The organism is Enterobacter sp. N5-15 (assembly GCF_057221635.1).
The window spans coordinates 392,845-411,243 of sequence record NZ_CM170150.1 but is presented as its reverse complement, the minus strand read 5'-3'; the positions used below and the strand labels follow the sequence as shown (position 1 = coordinate 411,243).

General features: G+C 56.7%; 16 protein-coding genes, 1 tRNA gene and 1 rRNA gene. 13 read left to right on the top strand and 5 right to left on the bottom strand.

The features are described from left to right. Window positions 1-32: 32 nt before the first annotated feature. Together AC2TE5_RS01925 and AC2TE5_RS01920 are read right to left on the bottom strand one after the other, a co-directional pair. Window positions 33-108: transfer RNA gene (locus AC2TE5_RS01925), tRNA-Glu, on the bottom strand. 85 nt (window positions 109-193) lie between these two features. Further along, window positions 194-1,733 (bottom strand): 16S ribosomal RNA (locus AC2TE5_RS01920). A gap of 497 nt (window positions 1,734-2,230) precedes the next feature. Between AC2TE5_RS01920 and AC2TE5_RS01915 the strand changes: the two genes are divergently transcribed. Continuing rightward, a complete protein-coding gene (locus tag AC2TE5_RS01915) occupies window positions 2,231-3,184 on the top strand; it encodes a nickel/cobalt transporter (protein ID WP_213329579.1) in 954 nt (317 codons plus the stop codon). Between the two features lie 33 nt (window positions 3,185-3,217). On the opposite strand, the gene proP is transcribed toward AC2TE5_RS01915, so the two are convergent. Then, a complete protein-coding gene (proP, locus tag AC2TE5_RS01910) occupies window positions 3,218-4,720 on the bottom strand; it encodes a glycine betaine/L-proline transporter ProP (protein ID WP_213329581.1) in 1,503 nt (500 codons plus the stop codon). A gap of 647 nt (window positions 4,721-5,367) precedes the next feature. Between proP and kdgT the strand changes: the two genes are divergently transcribed. After that, complete coding sequence (gene kdgT / locus AC2TE5_RS01905) at window positions 5,368-6,360, top strand: 2-keto-3-deoxygluconate transporter (RefSeq protein WP_121426274.1); 993 nt, start codon at window positions 5,368-5,370, stop codon at window positions 6,358-6,360. 63 nt (window positions 6,361-6,423) lie between these two features. Here the strand turns inward: kdgT and AC2TE5_RS01900 are convergent, their stop codons facing one another. Both AC2TE5_RS01900 and crfC read right to left on the bottom strand, forming a co-directional pair. Then, window positions 6,424-7,299, bottom strand: a complete 876-nt coding sequence (locus tag AC2TE5_RS01900; protein ID WP_213329587.1) for a diguanylate cyclase regulator RdcB family protein — start codon at window positions 7,297-7,299, stop codon at window positions 6,424-6,426. Next, the gene (crfC, locus tag AC2TE5_RS01895) at window positions 7,296-9,641 is read right to left on the bottom strand and encodes a clamp-binding protein CrfC (RefSeq protein WP_484612557.1); all 2,346 of its coding nucleotides are present in this window, start codon (window positions 9,639-9,641) and stop codon (window positions 7,296-7,298) included. Before crfC ends, AC2TE5_RS01900 begins: the two co-directional genes overlap by 4 nt. 596 nt (window positions 9,642-10,237) lie before the next feature. On the opposite strand from crfC, the gene AC2TE5_RS01890 reads away from it, so the two are divergent. From AC2TE5_RS01890 to phnK, 11 genes are all read left to right on the top strand, one after another. Then, window positions 10,238-10,573 carry a zinc ribbon domain-containing protein YjdM gene (locus AC2TE5_RS01890; protein ID WP_023334217.1) on the top strand — a complete coding sequence of 112 codons (336 nt, stop codon included), beginning with the start codon at window positions 10,238-10,240 and terminating at the stop codon, window positions 10,571-10,573. A gap of 80 nt (window positions 10,574-10,653) precedes the next feature. Further along, window positions 10,654-11,091 (top strand): VOC family metalloprotein YjdN, encoded by a 438-nt coding sequence (gene yjdN / locus AC2TE5_RS01885; protein ID WP_029740238.1) that lies wholly within the window; start codon window positions 10,654-10,656, stop codon window positions 11,089-11,091. A 136-nt stretch (window positions 11,092-11,227) separates the two neighbouring features. Next, window positions 11,228-12,016: a phosphonate ABC transporter ATP-binding protein gene (gene phnC / locus AC2TE5_RS01880; protein WP_023334215.1), complete on the top strand. Its 789-nt coding sequence runs from the start codon at window positions 11,228-11,230 to the stop codon at window positions 12,014-12,016. 24 nt (window positions 12,017-12,040) lie between these two features. Continuing rightward, on the top strand, window positions 12,041-13,057 hold the full coding sequence (gene phnD / locus AC2TE5_RS01875) for a phosphonate ABC transporter substrate-binding protein (RefSeq protein WP_484612556.1): 1,017 nt from the start codon (window positions 12,041-12,043) through the stop codon (window positions 13,055-13,057). Window positions 13,058-13,172: 115 nt separating this feature from the next. Further along, window positions 13,173-13,952, top strand: coding sequence for a phosphonate ABC transporter, permease protein PhnE (phnE, locus tag AC2TE5_RS01870; RefSeq protein WP_213329596.1), 780 nt, complete (start codon window positions 13,173-13,175; stop codon window positions 13,950-13,952). Window positions 13,953-13,972: 20 nt separating this feature from the next. Further along, window positions 13,973-14,698 (top strand): phosphonate metabolism transcriptional regulator PhnF, encoded by a 726-nt coding sequence (gene phnF / locus AC2TE5_RS01865; RefSeq protein ID WP_029740235.1) that lies wholly within the window; start codon window positions 13,973-13,975, stop codon window positions 14,696-14,698. Next, the gene (phnG, locus tag AC2TE5_RS01860; protein ID WP_121426267.1) at window positions 14,699-15,151 is read left to right on the top strand and encodes a phosphonate C-P lyase system protein PhnG; all 453 of its coding nucleotides are present in this window, start codon (window positions 14,699-14,701) and stop codon (window positions 15,149-15,151) included. Further along, the gene (gene phnH / locus AC2TE5_RS01855) at window positions 15,148-15,732 is read left to right on the top strand and encodes a phosphonate C-P lyase system protein PhnH (protein WP_096150964.1); all 585 of its coding nucleotides are present in this window, start codon (window positions 15,148-15,150) and stop codon (window positions 15,730-15,732) included. The genes phnG and phnH overlap by 4 nt, the downstream gene beginning before the upstream one ends. Continuing rightward, complete coding sequence (locus AC2TE5_RS01850; protein ID WP_213329602.1) at window positions 15,732-16,796, top strand: carbon-phosphorus lyase complex subunit; 1,065 nt, start codon at window positions 15,732-15,734, stop codon at window positions 16,794-16,796. Before phnH ends, AC2TE5_RS01850 begins: the two co-directional genes overlap by 1 nt. Beyond that, on the top strand, window positions 16,789-17,634 hold the full coding sequence (locus AC2TE5_RS01845; RefSeq protein WP_063144955.1) for an alpha-D-ribose 1-methylphosphonate 5-phosphate C-P-lyase PhnJ: 846 nt from the start codon (window positions 16,789-16,791) through the stop codon (window positions 17,632-17,634). The genes AC2TE5_RS01850 and AC2TE5_RS01845 overlap by 8 nt, the downstream gene beginning before the upstream one ends. Beyond that, the gene (gene phnK, locus AC2TE5_RS01840; RefSeq protein WP_213329605.1) at window positions 17,631-18,386 is read left to right on the top strand and encodes a phosphonate C-P lyase system protein PhnK; all 756 of its coding nucleotides are present in this window, start codon (window positions 17,631-17,633) and stop codon (window positions 18,384-18,386) included. Before AC2TE5_RS01845 ends, phnK begins: the two co-directional genes overlap by 4 nt. Window positions 18,387-18,399 lie beyond the last annotated feature (13 nt).

The window sequence follows — 18,399 nt, the reverse complement described above, 5'->3', positions numbered from 1 at the left end:
GGGTCGGCGACTTTCACTCACGAACCAGCAAGTGGCGTCCCCTAGGGGATTCGAACCCCTGTTACCGCCGTGAAAGGGCGGTGTCCTGGGCCTCTAGACGAAGGGGACACTGAAGTCTCAATCGCAAGACGCCTTGCTATTTACTTTTCATCAGACAATCTGTGTGAGCACTACAAAGGCAGGTTCTTTAAGGTAAGGAGGTGATCCAACCGCAGGTTCCCCTACGGTTACCTTGTTACGACTTCACCCCAGTCATGAATCACAAAGTGGTAAGCGCCCTCCCGAAGGTTAAGCTACCTACTTCTTTTGCAACCCACTCCCATGGTGTGACGGGCGGTGTGTACAAGGCCCGGGAACGTATTCACCGTAGCATTCTGATCTACGATTACTAGCGATTCCGACTTCATGGAGTCGAGTTGCAGACTCCAATCCGGACTACGACGCACTTTATGAGGTCCGCTTGCTCTCGCGAGGTCGCTTCTCTTTGTATGCGCCATTGTAGCACGTGTGTAGCCCTACTCGTAAGGGCCATGATGACTTGACGTCATCCCCACCTTCCTCCAGTTTATCACTGGCAGTCTCCTTTGAGTTCCCGGCCGAACCGCTGGCAACAAAGGATAAGGGTTGCGCTCGTTGCGGGACTTAACCCAACATTTCACAACACGAGCTGACGACAGCCATGCAGCACCTGTCTCAGAGTTCCCGAAGGCACCAAAGCATCTCTGCTAAGTTCTCTGGATGTCAAGAGTAGGTAAGGTTCTTCGCGTTGCATCGAATTAAACCACATGCTCCACCGCTTGTGCGGGCCCCCGTCAATTCATTTGAGTTTTAACCTTGCGGCCGTACTCCCCAGGCGGTCGACTTAACGCGTTAGCTCCGGAAGCCACTCCTCAAGGGAACAACCTCCAAGTCGACATCGTTTACGGCGTGGACTACCAGGGTATCTAATCCTGTTTGCTCCCCACGCTTTCGCACCTGAGCGTCAGTCTTTGTCCAGGGGGCCGCCTTCGCCACCGGTATTCCTCCAGATCTCTACGCATTTCACCGCTACACCTGGAATTCTACCCCCCTCTACAAGACTCTAGCCTGCCAGTTTCGAATGCAGTTCCCAGGTTGAGCCCGGGGATTTCACATCCGACTTGACAGACCGCCTGCGTGCGCTTTACGCCCAGTAATTCCGATTAACGCTTGCACCCTCCGTATTACCGCGGCTGCTGGCACGGAGTTAGCCGGTGCTTCTTCTGCGGGTAACGTCAATTGCTGAGGTTATTAACCTCAACACCTTCCTCCCCGCTGAAAGTACTTTACAACCCGAAGGCCTTCTTCATACACGCGGCATGGCTGCATCAGGCTTGCGCCCATTGTGCAATATTCCCCACTGCTGCCTCCCGTAGGAGTCTGGACCGTGTCTCAGTTCCAGTGTGGCTGGTCATCCTCTCAGACCAGCTAGGGATCGTCGCCTAGGTGAGCCGTTACCCCACCTACTAGCTAATCCCATCTGGGCACATCTGATGGCAAGAGGCCCGAAGGTCCCCCTCTTTGGTCTTGCGACGTTATGCGGTATTAGCTACCGTTTCCAGTAGTTATCCCCCTCCATCAGGCAGTTTCCCAGACATTACTCACCCGTCCGCCGCTCGTCACCCAGGAGCAAGCTCCCTGTGCTACCGCTCGACTTGCATGTGTTAGGCCTGCCGCCAGCGTTCAATCTGAGCCATGATCAAACTCTTCAATTTAAGTTTGATGCTCGTGAATTAAACTTCGTAATGAATTACGTATGTTCACTCAGAGACTTGGTATTCATTTTTCGTCCGAGGACGTTAAGAATCCATGTCACTTTGAGTGCCCACACAGATTGTCTGATAAATTGTTAAAGAGCAGTGCAACGCGGCTTTCGCTCACCGTTGCGAGGTGGCGTATATTACGCTTTCCTCTTTCAGAGTCAACCCGTTATTTCAGGATTTTTTCTCTTCAACCGAACCGCTTGTTGTGTGAAGTGATTCACATCTGCCGTGTCGATGGAGGCGCATTATAGGGAGTTCTCAGCAGGCCGCAACCGCTAAATGACAGAAAAATGACTGACTGCTGCATTCCACAGCAAAACCCCGCCTTATACCCTTTTATGCACAAAGTTATCCACAATCCTGAGCGGATCGCGATGCGATCCTACGAATTGAGCGGGAAGATCAACTATACTAGCGGCAAATACTCTCCTCTGTGCAGGCCCATCCTCATGACCACACAACGCCTCGCCCGTGACTGGCGCCTCCCTACCGCAGGGGTGATGCTGCTGGCAATCCTCTTTGCCGGTTTTACCCTGCATGCGCACTGGAACGCTTTTATCCAGTGGTGTCTCGCCACACAAATTACGCTGCACCGTTATCTGGTGATGTATCTGCTGCAGCTTAATAACCACCAGTACAGCGGCGGATTATGGCTGTTAACGGGGGCTTTCCTTTATGGTGTCCTTCACGCCATCGGACCCGGGCACGGAAAATTCATTGTAACGACCTATCTGACCACCAATAAGGAAAGCGAGCTGGCCGCCCGGGTCGTCCCCTTCCTGGGTAGCCTGATGCAGGGCGTGAGCGCTATTCTGTTTGTCTTTATTCTGGCGGTGGGGTTTAACCTCGCCTCAGGGGATATCAGTACCAGCCGCTGGTACGTGGAGAAGATAAGCGCAGTGCTTATTGGCGCATTTGGCGCGTTTGTTATTTACCAGGCGCTGAAGAGCCTGCGTCCACACAGGTTAACGATCTCAGCCATCAAGCCGCTTCATCAGCACGATGAACACTGTGGCTGCGGTCATCATGGCGTGGGGACCAACCTGACACAAGGCGACTGGAAAACGCGCCTGGGCGTCATTCTGGCGATTGGCGCACGCCCGTGCAGCGGGGCGATCATGATTCTGATGTTTTCGAACGCGCTGGGCATTGTCACCTGGGGGGTGGCCGCAGTCATGACCATGTCTTTGGGAACCGCGCTCTCTATCGTGGGGCTTTCACTGGCAGTACGCTACGCCCGCGAGCGCACGGTGAGCTGGTTCGGAGAAAGCGCCTCATTGAGATGGCTCGTACCGTCAGTCAAAATAGCCGGAGGGATAGTCCTGATCCTGTTCGCGACGGTGCTGTTCCTGACGGTGATCCCCGTCAGCGCCAATGGCGACTACATCGCTGCTGGATGCTAATAAAAGAAAACCCGCCGTTGGCGGGTTTCTTTATTACTCGTTGATGCGTGGATGCTGGTCCACCAGTCGGGAGCGTTTTTTCTGCAGCTCTTCAATCTCTGCGTCAATATCCTCAATCTTCTGCTCTACGTTATCGTAGTGCTCACGCAGGATCTCTTTCGCTTCCTGGATATCAGACGCCGCAGGCGTTGCACCTTTCAGAGGGCGATTCGCCGTCTCCTTCATGGTAATACCGGTAATCAAACCAATCACCGCGATCACCATCAGGTAATAAGCCGGCATCATCAGGTTCTGCGTACTCTCTACCAGCGAGGCGGCAAGCGTCGGGGTCAGACCGGCAATCAGCACCGAGATGTTAAAGGCCGCGGCCAGCGCGCTGTAGCGAATGTGGGTCGGGAACATCGCAGGCAACGTTGAGGCCATCACCCCGATAAAGCAGTTAAGGATCACCGCCAGCATCAGCAGACCGGCAAAAATCAGCCCCAGCACATCGCTGTTAATCAGTATGAATGCCGGAATGGCCAGAGCAAACAGCGCGACGCTTCCCAGGATAATGAACGGTCGACGGCCAAAACGGTCACTCAACAGGCCCATAATCGGCTGCACAAACAGCATACCGACCATGATGGCGATAATAATCAGCACACCGTGATCTTCCGAGTAGTGCAGGTTATGCGACAGATAGCTCGGCATGTAGGTCAACAGCATGTAGTAGGTCACGTTGGTCGAAATCACCAGGCCAATACAGGTCAGCAGGCTGCGCCAGTGCTTAGTGGCAATCTCTTTGAACGACACCTTCGGACCATCCTGCAGCCCTTCGCGGTCACCCTGTTCCAGTTTTTCGACGTGCTGCTGGAACGCGGGCGTCTCCTCAAGCGCATGACGCAGGTAGAGACCAATAATCCCCAGCGGCAGTGCCAGGAAGAACGGGATACGCCAGCCCCAGTCGAGGAAGTTATCTTCGCCCACCACGGTTGAAATCAGCACCACTACGCCCGCGCCCATAACAAACCCGGCAATCGAGCCAAAGTCCAGCCAGCTCCCCATAAAACCGCGCTTACGGTCCGGGGAATACTCGGCAACAAAGATCGAGGCACCGGTATATTCACCGCCCACGGAGAAGCCCTGAGCCATCTTACAAATCAGCAGCAGAATCGGTGCCCAAATGCCGATGGTGGCGTAGGACGGTATAAGGCCGATACAGAATGTACTGATCGACATAATGACGATGGTGATGGCAAGGATTTTCTGGCGACCATATTTATCGCCGAGCATACCGAAGAACAGACCGCCCAGCGGGCGAATCAGGAAGGGAACGGAGAACGTACCCAGTGCGGCAATCATCTGCAGGCTGGGATCGGCCCCGGGGAAAAACACTTTACCTAACGCATAGGCCACAAAGCCGTAAACACCAAAATCGAACCATTCCATCGCATTACCGAGCGAGGCTGCGGTAATGGCTTTACGCAGCTTTGCGTCATCAATAATGGTGACGTCGCGAAGCGTGATGGGTTTAATCTTTTTCCTTCTTAGCATAGCTATCCTCGTTGACTCGGCCCTGTCTGTTTCACAGTCCAGTTTGCGTTCTGTGAACCATGGGATCCGCTCCATGCGAATCGCCTTATTCAAGCGTAGCAGGTTTACTTACATTGACGTTTTACGTCGATACAACCGAACCTGTTGACGCCTGCCTGGGCAGTTAATGACCTTTTTACCCTACCAGCGTTTATATTTGTGATCAACTTCACACATATTTTCGCGTCCGGTCAGCTCAGGCAAATTTTTGTCAAGGAGTGCCAATAAGCACTTCCTTAACCTACCTAAAGAACATCCTCCCGCGCGTCATTATTTCTTTCCTAACAGAAAAACAAACCACGTTAATTCACATCAGCTTTACATAAATTTCCATCAACAGGAACCGGCCTCAAGTTTTGCATTGAATATGTGACAAAGATAACTAAAACGATGTTTTATTTTAATTGAATCACTATTCCAATGATCGCATGATAAATCCGAATTCAGCGTTTAAGGTGTTTCTGAATGAGGTTAATCGGGAGCACACATTTAAATATGCTGCAGAGCTATCGAAAAAGACCGCAAGCAAAAAGAGCAATTGATTGAATTTATTGACTAATTTTTAACACCTATCACCCGTCCTGCGGGACCCGATGTGAGGTTTGTCCATGAAGATTAAAGCCACGATAGAACGCATACCTGGCGGTATGATGCTGGTTCCGCTGGTACTGGGCGCGATCCTGAATACCCTTGCTCCTGATACCGGAGCTTATTTTGGCGGTTTCACAAAAGGCATGATAACAGGCACGGTTCCCATTCTTGCCGTCTGGTTTTTTTGTATCGGCGCATCCATTAATTTGCGGGCAACGGGTACTGTAATACGCAAATCCGGTACGCTGGTGATAACCAAAATAGCCGTAGCCTGGGCGGTGGCGATGATATGCGCGATGTTCATTCCGGAGGATGGAATTCAGACCGGGTTCTTCGCGGGTTTATCAGTCCTGGCGATTGTCTCGGCGATGGATATGACCAACGGCGGATTGTACGCCAGCCTGATGAACCAGTACGGGACGAAAGAAGAGTCCGGCGCATTTGTGTTGATGTCTCTGGAGTCCGGCCCGCTGATGACGATGCTGATCCTGGGGTCTGCTGGCCTGGCCTCGTTTGAACCCCACCACTTTGTCGGCGCGATCCTGCCCTTCCTGATCGGTTTCGCCCTTGGCAATCTCGATCACGATCTGCGTGATTTCTTTAGCAAAGCCACGCCGGTGCTGATCCCGTTCTTCGGTTTCGCGCTGGGGAACACCATCAACCTGAAAGTCATTCTCGATACCGGCCTGCTGGGGATTGTGCTGGGTGTCGCCGTGATCGTCATCACCGGTATTCCGCTGATTATTGCCGACCGTGTAATCGGAGGAGGAAACGGCACGGCTGGCGTCGCCGCCTCTTCAGCCGCGGGTGCTGCTGTCGCAAACCCGGTGATTATTGCCCAAATTAACCCGGCCTTCGAACCGGTGGCCGCTTCAGCGACGGCGCTGGTTGCCGCAAGCGTGATTGTGACCGCGATTCTGGTCCCCATCATCACGGCGCTGTATGCGAAACGCTACGGGAATATGCCAGAGACCCAGCCTGAGCCGAAACCAATAGAAATGAATCATTAACACACCGCACCAAACCATCCCCTCTCCCCTACGGGGAGAGGGTTAGGGTGAGGGGTAAGGGATTTACCCAAAAATCTCTTCTACCATCGCGTCCACCAGCCGTTTTGCCGAACAGAGCCTTGGCATACCCAGCGCGACGGTCTGCCAGTTTTGCGTGACTGACCAGCTCACCGGATGTTGATCCGCCTGACACCAGTCCCCCAGCCACCCCAGCATGTCTTTATGATCGATTAAACCCGGAGAGGCAGGCGTTGTCAGCCACTGGTGATAGAAATGGCGGGTCGTGGGGGATGCATTGATGCCCTGCGCCAGATAGTTAGCCGCCATGCTGCGCAGGTTATCCTTAAGCATTGCCGCTACATCTTCATTCGCGAGGCGGCATGCATCACCAAATGCCCCCCAGCGCAGCTCTTCCAGCACGATAAAACAGCGCCCGGCCAGCGACCAGCCATCATAATGCCCGGCCCGCCAGCGGGTAAAAATCTGCTCGCTGTGCTCGCCCGCCTGCACCGTGAGCCCGCGCTGGGTCAGCGCCTTTTCTTTATAAGCTGCACGTTGGGTAAAATGAGAGGCGAGTTCAGCGTACTGCTGCATCAGACCGGGGGATTGCGGGGCGCGCGGGTTCGTCTGCTGGCGCAAAGCAATCAGCTTCTCTGCCATCAGCGTCAGCGCCAGATGACCCGGATCAAGCATGCCGGCCAGTTTTTCCGCCAGCCCCAGGCGCAGCGCTGCATTTTCATTGAGCATACCCGCCATCGCCCAGGGGCGTAGCCGGGTATGCGTCATGATTTCTTGAGTCAAACGCTCGCGAAACTGAAGCTGTTGTGGTCCCAGGTGAGAATGACGCGCCGCGTCTCCCCCCTGCACCAGATCGACCATAAATTTTGGATTAATACACTCCAACGTTCGCCCGGGGCCGTCCAGTAGTGGTGTTGTCATGGTTGCTCTGCCGCGAATAGAGTTTGAATATCATCGCGTAACAGTCGGGTATCTTCCTGTATCCACGTCGCAGTAGTGATACTTTGCTTCAACAGCTGACAGAGCGCTCGGGTTGAATGCTCATTCTGTTGACGCACTGCGAGGCTATCACGCAAGCTTTCCTGTAACCCGGTCAGGCACAGCGAAAATTCCGCAAAGAACGTTGCCATTCCTGCCGTAACAGAGACATCGACCTGCGCGGACAAAGCTTTACGTATTTGTTCACAAAACTGTTCAATATGTTGCTTAAATTTGTCATGTAGCTGCGCAATGTCGATAACATAGCGCGTGCGCGTTTCCACATACTCATCCCAGCCCCAGCCCGGATTATTGAGCCAGCGAGAGACCGTCTCTCGCATGCTGCTCCCACTCGATGGCAGGCCTGCCTGGCTGTCATCCTGCGCAATCGCATCGTTAAACAGCGCCCGCGTATTGAAGTTAAGCTGGCTCGCCTGAAACGCCGGGAAACTGATTCGCGCCCGAAAACCCGCATGGCTCAGATGCTCTTTAATACGCGTTTCGATGGGACGCATGGCCTCGTTCAGGGAGCGCGCCAGCGTAGACTCAAGCTGGTCGAAGCGTAACGCCAGCTCCCGGCAAATCTTCGTCTGCGCATCCAGCATCACCCGCTCGCAGGAGGAGCGGATTTTACTCAGCGCAATCTGCGCCTGCCCTTCGTCGTCCAGAACCAGCTGCTTCAGCTCGTCACCGTGAGCGTTCTGCCGATCGATGCCTGCCAAATCACGAATATGCTGAGCGCTGAACACCTCGCCAATCGCCTGGTTAAGCGCGGTTTTTTGGGCACCCATAAAGTCCGCGGTAGCGTTCAGCGCCTCCTCAACTTCATGTTTCACCTCATCGCTCACCACGCTCTGGCGCGTCTGCAGAAGCGCCATGTCCTCTTCCAGACGTGTGATATTTAATTCCAGCGCCTCAAAGGCGACCGTCAGACCCTGATAGCGGAAGTCGAGGTACTCCCGGGCATTTTGTGCGTAATTAAGGAGCTTATGCGAGGCCGAACGCAGCGCGTATAGCGAGGCGTTGGCATAGGCGGCGTAAATCAATTTGCGTATGGGTTGTTCGAAGAGCGAATCTTCCCAGAGCAAATCGGCAGAATGACGAACATGCTCGATATCGTCCAGGTCCGCCGTACGCCAGCGCCGCCCAAGCGCCGCTTCGGCAAAATCCTGCACCCAGGGTTGCTCCTGATGATCCGGCAGCTGTCCGTGGGTACTCATCTCGTAGCGAGCGCGGTTCGCCAGATACGCCCACATGGAGGAAACGGGGTAGATCTGGCCAGGCGAAATATTGCCTTTCATTAAGGTGCCGGAGATCATCGCCCGGATCTGCTCTTCATCGTCGCTATTGCGATCTTTCTGATCGAACTTATTGACCAGCGCATACAGCGGCACGGATTTTCCCGCCGCGGAAATGGCCTGGCGGACTTCTTCATCAGAGATGGATTTAAGCTGGGTATAATCCATCACGGCCAGCACCGCCGACGCGCGGGACAACTGTTCGTTGAGCATTTTTTGCAGATGCGGCTGTCCGGCCTCATTCGGCCCGGGCGTATCGAGCAGCGTCAGCTGTCCGAGGTGAGCATCCAGACCCGCAAGATGCACGAACTCCACTTCAATCACCGGAATATGTTCGATGGCGGCATATTCAGAGAAGGGAAACTCCACGCCTAACGCCTGGGAAAGTCTCACCAGGTCGTTAAGGCTTTTCAGACAATGAAATATCGGCTGCGCGCCCAGGTGATGCTTCTCAAAAGCTTCTCCTTTTTCAATGCGCTCCAGCAGCGTATTCATGTCTTTATCAATTTCCAGATGCTGAGCCAGCTTCCCGCGATCGTAATCGCATAGCTTTTTCTGAAGCAGTTGAATCAAATCATCAATCGGCGAGGCATGTGAGAAATGCAGCACCGGATCCTTCTGACCCGGCGTATGGCGAATCAGGGTAGGTAGCGCCGTCATCGGACGATTGCGGTTCGGCAACACTTCGGTACCCACAATCGCATTAATGGTGGTCGATTTCCCCGCTTTCATGGTGCCAACAATAGCGAGGACCATTTCCAGCCGGGTTATTTTCCGTAATTCATTATTCAGCATCGCCTGCTGTGCTTCGACACCGCGCGCACTAAAATGCAAAGGTAAAACGTTGTTCTTTTCACCCGTAATGGCAGCCGCTGTGCTCTCCAGCATCGCAGTCGGCATTGATTTCAACGTATCAAGATTTTGCAGGGCGAGCTGTAACAAACGCTCAGCTTCCTGGCTTAATTCAAAAATGGTCTGTGTGTGCATGATAAAAGCCTTTCCTTAACGCAAATTTATTACTTTTATTAAGCCACTGGTATTAATTATGTTGTTCAGGCTTATATGATCACGTGTGGAAAACATGTTCGCCGAAATATAACCGATTGATGATAATCAGAAATAATTCGCTATCCTTGCATGGCGTGTATAGCTCCCCTCCTGGCCTGACGGCCAAAAGAAAAAAGCGTAGCCCAATTTTAAGAAACTTCAGGATATATCATCATTATTTACCCACCTAAAAAGAGAGGTAATACGCCCCTGCCAAAAGATATGGATGGCAGCGAAGTCAGGAGATAAATAACAATGTGTCGCTTCACCTTATCCGAAATGGAGGAGCGTAGCAATTTGCCGCAATAAAATATTCGATATATTTAGCACCCATTCTTTCCACCGTGTTAATGACGTAAGCATCGCTTAACTGACTGACAGGAAGTGTCACTCCCGATACGCTTTTTGCATTTTTTTAATTCACAATATCACCGACAACCGTGTGGATTTGCGCTATACTTGCCGCCTTTTTCGGCACGCTGCCGTCATTTAGCTGGCACTTTCCAGCGCGTTTACACTTTTTTGAGGATACCGATATGTCACTCCCACATTGCCCAAAATGCAATTCTGAATACACCTATGAAGATAATGGCATGTTCATCTGCCCGGAATGCGCTCACGAATGGAATGATGCCGAACCATCACACGATGCTGATGCACTTGTCGTAAAAGATGCGAACGGCAATTTGCTGGCGGACGGCGACAGCGTAACCGTGGTTAAAGACCTGAAAGTGAAAGGCAGTTCTTCCATGCTGAAAATTGGCACCAAAGTGAAGAATATCCGTCTGGTTGAAGGCGATCATAATATCGACTGCAAAATTGACGGCTTCGGTCCGATGAAGCTGAAATCCGAGTTCGTGAAAAAGAACTGATTTACCCGCCCGGTGGCGCTTCGCTTACCGGGTTTTCGGGAACTACACTTAACGGGCTTTTCTTACGTGAGGTAAAGATTATGCCGTTAAGTCCCTACATCTCTTTCGCCGGCAACTGTGCAGAAGCCACTTCTTTCTACCAGCAAGCCGTCGGCGCAGAACTCCTCTATAAAATCACCTTCGGCGAAATGCCAAAAAGCGATAACAGCGATGAAGGCTGTCCGTCCGGTATGCAATTTCCGGATTCGGCTATCGCTCACTCCAACGTTCGCATTGCGGGCAGCGATATCATGATGAGCGACGGGATGCCGCCGGGCAGCAACGCGCAGTACGCGGGTTTCACGCTGGTACTCGATACCCAGGACGTTAATGAAGGCAAGCGCTGGTTCGACAACCTCGCCGCGGGCGGGAATATCGAAATGGCCTGGCAGGAAACCTTCTGGGCGCACGGTTTCGGTAAAGTCACCGATAAATACGGCGTGCCGTGGATGATTAACGTCGTTAAACAGCAGCACTAATCTTCGGGCGGAGGGCCGTCTGCCTCCGCCTGTCATCAAACCCCCCTCAACTCTTCAAACTCCCGCAACCCAGACTTAACCCAAATGTCACATTGATGCGCCAGCATGAGGCCACATTTATCGTGAGGCCCAGCACATGCAAACCGTCATCCGCGTCGAGAAACTGAGCAAGACCTTCAATCACAATAAGGCTCTGCATGCCGTTGATCTGACCGTCCAGCAGGGCGAAATGGTGGCGCTGCTGGGGCCATCCGGTTCAGGTAAATCCACCCTTCTGCGTCATTTAAGCGGCCTTATCACCTGCGATAAAACGCCGGAAAGCCACGTCGAGCTGCTGGGCAATACCGTGCAGCGCGCGGGGCGTCTCGCCAGCGATATCCGCAAGAGCCGCGCCCAGACGGGCTACATCTTCCAGCAGTTCAACCTGGTGAACCGCCTGACGGTGCTGGAGAACGTGCTGATTGGCGCGCTCGGCAGCACGCCGTTCTGGCGCACCTGTCTGCGCTGGTTCTCCCCTTCCCAGAAGCAGGAAGCCTTACAGGCGCTGACCCGCGTCGGCATGGCGCATTTCGCCCACCAGCGCGTCTCCACCCTGTCCGGTGGACAACAGCAGCGCGTCGCCATTGCCCGCGCCCTGATGCAAAAAGCGCAAATCATTCTCGCTGACGAACCCATTGCCTCGCTGGACCCGGAGTCCGCACGCATCGTGATGGAGACCCTGCGCGACATTAACCAGAACGACGGCATCACCGTGGTGGTCACGCTGCATCAGGTGGATTACGCCCTGCGCTACTGCGAACGCATTGTCGCCCTGCGTCAGGGACACGTGTTCTTTGATGGCGCGAGCCATCAGTTTGATAACGAACGTTTTGACCATCTCTACCGCAGCATTAACCGCGTCGAAGAGAACGCGCAGGCTGCTTAATTAAACCCGATCCGAGGAAAGTACATGAGCTACAAAGCCGTTGCCGCGCTGGCCTTTACCAGCATGTTCAGCATCAGCACCCTGTTAAGCCCAGCGTATGCGGAAGAGCAGGAAAAAGTGCTGAACTTCGGCATTATTTCGACGGAATCACAGCAGAACCTGAAGCCTCAGTGGGAACCGTTCCTGAAAGATATGGAAACCAAGCTGGGGATCAAAGTGAACGCCTTCTTCGCCCCGGACTACGCGGGCATCATCCAGGGGATGCGCTTTAATAAAGTGGACATCGCCTGGTACGGCAACCTCTCCGCCATGGAAGCGGTGGACCGCGCGAACGGCCAGGTGTTTGCCCAGACCGTCGCGGCAGATGGCTCCCCGGGCTACTGGAGCGTGCTGATCGTGAACAAAGACAGCCCGATCAACAACCTCAACGACATGCTCGCCAAACGCAAAGAGCTGACCTTCGGCAACGGCGATCCGAACTCCACCTCCGGTTACCTTGTCCCCGGCTACTACGTCTTCGCCAAAAACAACGCCTCCGCCAGCGACTTCAAGCGCACGGTGAACGCCAGCCACGAAACTAACGCCCTGGCCGTGGCCAACAAGCAGGTGGACGTTGCCACCAACAACACCGAAAACCTCGACAAGCTGAAAACTTCCGCGCCGGACAAGCTGAAGGAAATCAAGGTTATCTGGAAATCGCCGCTGATCCCGGGCGACCCGATCGTGTGGCGTAAAAACCTGTCTGAAAACACCAAGGACAAGGTGTACGACTTCTTTATGACCTATGGCAAAACGCCGGAAGAGAAAGCGGTCCTGGAGCGTCTGGGCTGGGCACCGTTCCGCCCGTCAAGCGACCTGCAGCTGGTCCCGATTCGTCAGTTGGCGCTGTTTAAAGAGATGCAGGGCGTGAAGGACAACAAAGGGCTGAAGGACGAGGAGAAGACCAGCAAAGTGGCCACCATTCAGGCCCAGCTGGAAGACCTCGACCGCCTGACCGCCGCGCTGAGCGCCATGACCAGCGTGAATAAAGCGGTGCAGTAACTCAAGTCCCCTCTCCCTTGAGGGAGAGGGTTAGGGTGAGGGGGAAATGCGCACGCTGATGCCCTCACCCCGGCCCTCTCCCACAGGGAGAGGGAGAACAGATTAAGGAGCCAACATGCAAACCATCACCCTCCCACCGCCGAAGCGCAGCTGGTTCTCGCTCATAAGCTGGGCCATCCTGCTGGCGGTGCTGTTTATCTCCTGGAAGGGCGCGGAAATGGATCCGCTGCTGCTCTTCAAAGACGCTGGCAACATGGCGACCTTCGCCGCCGACTTCTTCCCGCCGGACTTCAGCCAGTGGCAGGACTATCTCAGCGAAATGGCGGTCACCCTGCAAATCGCCGTCTGGGGCACCGCCCTTGCCGTCGTTCTCTCCATTCCATTTGGCCTGATGAGCGCCGAAAACATCGTGCCGTGGTGGGTGTATCAGCCGATGCGTCGCCTGATGGACGCCTGCCGCGCCATCAATGAAATGGTCTTTGCGATGCTGTTCGTGGTCGCCGTCGGCCTGGGTCCGTTTGCCGGCGTGATGGCGCTGTTCATCCACACCACCGGCGTGCTTTCCAAGCTGCTCTCCGAAGCGGTCGAAGCCATCGAGCCCGGCCCGGTGGAAGGCATCCGCGCCACGGGCGCAAACAAAATCGAAGAGATCCTTTACGGCGTCCTGCCGCAGGTGATGCCGCTGCTGATCTCCTACTCCCTGTACCGCTTTGAGTCCAACGTCCGCTCCGCCACCGTGGTCGGCATGGTGGGCGCAGGCGGGATTGGCGTCACCCTGTGGGAAGCGATTCGCGGTTTCCAGTTCCAGCAAACCTGCGCCCTGATGGTACTCATCATCGTCACCGTCAGCCTGCTGGATTTCCTCTCTCAACGTTTGCGTAAGCACTTCATCTGAGAAGCGAGGCTTTGTTTTCTATGCACTTATCCAGACATCCGACCAGTTACCCGACCCGCTGGCAGGAGATTGCGGCAAAGCTCGAAGTGGAGCTGCGCACGCACTACCGCTGCGGGGACTACCTGCCCGCCGAGCAGCAGCTTGCCGACCGCTATGAGGTGAACCGACACACCCTGCGCCGCGCCATTGACCAGCTGGTCGAGCGCGGCTGGGTCCAGCGCCGTCAGGGCGTGGGCGTGCTGGTGCTGATGCGCCCGTTCGACTACCCGCTAAACGCCCAGGCGCGCTTCAGCCAGAACCTGCTGGATCAGGGCAGCCACCCGACCAGCGAAAAGCTGCTCTCGGTATTGCGCCCGGCCTCCAGCCACGTGGCGGACGCGCTGGGCATTCAGGAGGGCGATAACGTCATTCACCTGCGCACCCTGCGCCGGGTTAACGGCGTGGCGGTGTGCCAGATAGACCACTACTTCGCGGACCTCGCCCTCTGGCCCGTGCTCCAGCATTTCTCCAGCGGCTCGCTGCATGACTTTCTTCAGGATGCGACAGGCGTTGCGCTCAAGCGCACCCAGACGCGCATCAGCGCCCGTCGCGCGCAGGCGAAAGAGAGCAAGGTGCTCGAAATTCCCAATATGGCCCCGCTGCTCTGCGTGCGCACCCTCAACCACCGTGACGGCGAGATCAACGCGACGGAATACTCCGTCAGCCTGACCCGCGCCGACATGATCGAATTCACCATGGAGCACTGAATGCACTTCGACACCTCCACCCGACAGCGCTGGATGCGCGTGCTGGCCCACAGCCAGCCTGCCGCGCTCTCTGCCCGCATGAGCGCCCTGAGTCTGGCACCCGATTACGACACCCTTCGCGCCCCGGAGATCGGCCTCGTTCAGATCCAGGCGCGCATGGGCGGCACCGGCGAGCGCTTCTTCGCCGGAGACGCCACCCTCACCCGCGCGGCGATCCGCCTGAACAGCGGCACGCTGGGCTACAGCTACGTGCTGGGGCGCGACAAAGCGCACGCCGAGCGCTGCGCGGTAATCGACGCGCTTTTACAGGAACAACCCTATTTCCAGACGTTAATGGAAACCCTTATTGCCCCGCTGGAAGCCGACCGCGCCGCGCGCATTGCCGCACGTCAGGCCGAAGTGAACGCCAGCCGGGTCGACTTCTTTACGCTCGTTCGCGGAGACAACGCATGACGCTTCAACCTGCTTTTACCCTGGCCGTCCAGGATGCCCAACACAGTTTTCGTCGCCTGCTGAAAGCGATGAGCGAGCCGGGCGTGATCGTCTCGCTGCACCAGCTCTCCCAGGGCTGGCTGCCGCTGAACCTGGCGACCACCAGCGTGCTGCTGACGCTTGCCGATAACGACACCCCGGTGTGGCTCTCGGGCGCGCTGTCGAACGATATCGCCAGCCAGAACCTGCGTTTTCACACCGGCGCCCCGCTGGTCGATCAGCCCCAGCAGGCGGTTTTTGCCGTGGCCGACGAGCAAATCAGCCATGAACAGCTTAACGCCCTGAGCGAAGGCAGCGCCGTCGCCCCGGAAACCAGCGCCACGCTGATCCTGCAGGTCTCCAGCCTGAGCGGCGGCCGCATGCTGCGCCTCACGGGGGCAGGCATCGCCGACGAGCGCATGGTCGCGCCGCAGCTGCCGGAGTGCATCATTCACGAGCTGACCGAACGCCCGCACCCGTTCCCGCTGGGCATTGACCTGATCCTGACCTGCGGCGAACGCCTGCTGGCAATCCCGCGGACCACCCACGTGGAGGTGTGCTGATGTACGTTGCCGTCAAAGGGGGCGAGAAGGCCATCGCCGCCGCCCATGCGCTACAGGCGCACAGACGACGGGGCGATGAACGGCTTCCCGAGCTGAGCGTCGCCCAGATTGAACAGCAGCTAAACCTTGCCGTCGACCGCGTGATGACTGAGGGCGGCATCGCCGACCGCGAGCTGGCGGCGCTGGCCCTGAAGCAGGCCAGCGGCGATAACGTGGAAGCCATCTTCCTGCTGCGCGCCTACCGCACCACGCTTGCCAAACTGGCGGTGAGCGAGCCGGTGAACACGGCGGAGATGCGCCTGGAGCGCCGCATTTCTGCCGTTTATAAAGACATTCCCGGCGGCCAGCTGCTTGGCCCGACCTACGACTACACCCATCGCCTGCTGGATTTTACCCTGCTGGCGAACGGCGAAGCGCCGCAGCTGAGCGCTTCCGACGCCGAACAAGAACCGTCTCCGCACGTCTTCAGCCTGCTGGCGAAGCAGGGTCTGGCGAAGGCGGAGGAAGATTCAGACGCGCAGCCGGATGACATCACCCGCACGCCGCCGGTTTACCCGTGCTCGCGCTCGTCCCGCCTGCAGCAGCTGATGCGCGGCGACGAAGGCTATCTGCTGGCGCTGGCCTACTCCACCCAGCGCGGCTACGGGCGCAACCACCCGTTTGCGGCCGAAATTCGCAGCGGCTACATCGACGTCGAAATCGTGCCGGAAGAGCTGGGTTTTGCGGTGAACGTCGGCGAACTGCTGATGACCGAGTGCGAAATGGTGAACGGATTTATCGCGCCCGAAAATGAAGACCCGCACTTTACCCGCGGCTACGGGCTGGTGTTCGGCCTCGGCGAGCGCAAGGCCATGGCAATGGCGCTGGTTGACCGCGCACTCCAGGCACCGGACTACGGCGAGCACGTTGCAGGCCCGGCGCAGGACGAAGAGTTCGTGCTGGCCCACGCGGATAACGTTGAGGCCGCCGGCTTTGTCTCGCACCTCAAGCTGCCGCACTACGTCGATTTCCAGGCCGAACTGGAACTGCTGAAACGCCTGCAACGGGAGCGCGCCAATGGCTAACTTAAGCGGCTACAACTTTGCCTATCTTGATGAGCAAACCAAACGCATGATCCGCCGCGCGATACTTAAAGCGGTGGCCATTCCGGGCTATCAGGTGCCGTTCGGCGGCCGCGAAATGCCGATGCCCTACGGCTGGGGCACGGGCGGTATTCAGATCACCGCCAGCGTGATCGGCGAGGCGGACGTGCTGAAGGTCATCGACCAGGGTGCCGACGACACCACCAACGCCGTGTCGATCCGAAGCTTCTTCCAGCGCGTCACCGGCGTCACCACCACCGAAAAAACCGAAGACGCGACGCTGATCCAGACCCGTCACCGCATCCCCGAAACCCCGCTGGCTGAAGATCAGATTTTGATTTTCCAGGTGCCGATCCCGGAGCCGCTGCGCTTTATCGAGCCGCGCGAAACGGAAACCCGCACCATGCACGCGCTGGAGGAGTACGGGGTAATGCAGGTGAAGCTGTATGAGGATATCGCCCGCTTCGGCCATATCGCCACCACCTACGCCTACCCGGTGAAGGTCAACGGGCGCTACGTGATGGACCCGTCGCCGATCCCGAAGTTCGATAACCCGAAGATGGACATGATGCCCGCCCTGCAGCTGTTCGGCGCCGGGCGCGAAAAGCGCATCTACGCCGTCCCGCCTTACACCCGCGTGGAAAGTCTCGATTTCGACGATCACCCGTTTACGGTGCAGGAGTGGGACGAGCCGTGCGCCATCTGCGGATCCCAACACAGCTATCTGGACGAAGTGGTGCTGGACGACACGGGCAAACGGATGTTTGTCTGCTCCGACACCGATTACTGCCGCCAACAGAGCGAGGCGAACGGCCAATGAAACCGCTGCTTTCGGTTAATCACCTGACTCACCTGTATGCGCCGGGCAAAGGCTTTAGCGACGTGTCGTTCGAGCTGTGGCCGGGCGAAGTGCTGGGGATCGTCGGCGAGTCCGGCTCCGGCAAAACCACCCTGCTGAAGTCCATCTCCGCGCGCCTGACGCCGCAACACGGCGAGATCCTGTATCAGGGACGCTCCCTCTACGGCATAAGCGAGGCCGAGCGCCGCCGCCTGCTGCGCACCGAGTGGGGCGTGGTGCATCAGCACCCGATGGACGGCCTGCGCCGTCAGGTCTCCGCCGGGGGCAACATCGGCGAACGCCTGATGGCCACCGGCGCGCGCCACTACGGCAACATCCGCGCCACTGCCCAGCACTGGCTGGAGGAAGTTGAAATCCCCGCCTCGCGCATCGACGACCTGCCGACAACCTTCTCCGGTGGGATGCAGCAGCGCCTGCAGATTGCCCGCAACCTGGTGACCCATCCGAAGCTGGTGTTTATGGACGAACCCACCGGCGGGCTGGACGTCTCCGTGCAGGCGCGCCTGCTCGACCTGCTGCGCGGTCTGGTGGTGGAGCTGAACCTTGCGGTGGTGATTGTCACCCACGATCTGGGCGTTGCGCGCCTGCTGGCGGACCGTCTGCTGGTGATGAAGCAGGGTCAGGTGGTGGAAAGTGGGCTCACCGACCGGGTGCTCGACGATCCACACCATCCGTACACCCAGCTGCTGGTGTCGTCCGTGTTGCAGAATTGAGGGCGCTGTCGCC

Bases quoted from the DNA above. Each gene is read 5' to 3' on its own strand.
- AC2TE5_RS01900 (WP_213329587.1), bottom strand. From the start codon at position 7,299: ATGACAACACCACTACTGGACGGCCCCGGGCGAACGTTGGAGTGTATT.
- AC2TE5_RS01890 (WP_023334217.1), top strand. From the start codon at position 10,238: ATGTCACTCCCACATTGCCCAAAATGCAATTCTGAATACACCTATGAA.
- AC2TE5_RS01845 (WP_063144955.1), top strand. From the start codon at position 16,789: ATGGCTAACTTAAGCGGCTACAACTTTGCCTATCTTGATGAGCAAACC.
- AC2TE5_RS01850 (WP_213329602.1), top strand. From the start codon at position 15,732: ATGTACGTTGCCGTCAAAGGGGGCGAGAAGGCCATCGCCGCCGCCCAT.
- phnC (WP_023334215.1), top strand. From the start codon at position 11,228: ATGCAAACCGTCATCCGCGTCGAGAAACTGAGCAAGACCTTCAATCAC.
- kdgT (WP_121426274.1), top strand. From the start codon at position 5,368: ATGAAGATTAAAGCCACGATAGAACGCATACCTGGCGGTATGATGCTG.
- phnK (WP_213329605.1), top strand. From the start codon at position 17,631: ATGAAACCGCTGCTTTCGGTTAATCACCTGACTCACCTGTATGCGCCG.
- yjdN (WP_029740238.1), top strand. From the start codon at position 10,654: ATGCCGTTAAGTCCCTACATCTCTTTCGCCGGCAACTGTGCAGAAGCC.
- phnG (WP_121426267.1), top strand. From the start codon at position 14,699: ATGCACTTCGACACCTCCACCCGACAGCGCTGGATGCGCGTGCTGGCC.
- phnD (WP_484612556.1), top strand. From the start codon at position 12,041: ATGAGCTACAAAGCCGTTGCCGCGCTGGCCTTTACCAGCATGTTCAGC.
- phnE (WP_213329596.1), top strand. From the start codon at position 13,173: ATGCAAACCATCACCCTCCCACCGCCGAAGCGCAGCTGGTTCTCGCTC.
- phnF (WP_029740235.1), top strand. From the start codon at position 13,973: ATGCACTTATCCAGACATCCGACCAGTTACCCGACCCGCTGGCAGGAG.
- phnH (WP_096150964.1), top strand. From the start codon at position 15,148: ATGACGCTTCAACCTGCTTTTACCCTGGCCGTCCAGGATGCCCAACAC.
- crfC (WP_484612557.1), bottom strand. From the start codon at position 9,641: ATGCACACACAGACCATTTTTGAATTAAGCCAGGAAGCTGAGCGTTTG.
- AC2TE5_RS01915 (WP_213329579.1), top strand. From the start codon at position 2,231: ATGACCACACAACGCCTCGCCCGTGACTGGCGCCTCCCTACCGCAGGG.
- proP (WP_213329581.1), bottom strand. From the start codon at position 4,720: ATGCTAAGAAGGAAAAAGATTAAACCCATCACGCTTCGCGACGTCACC.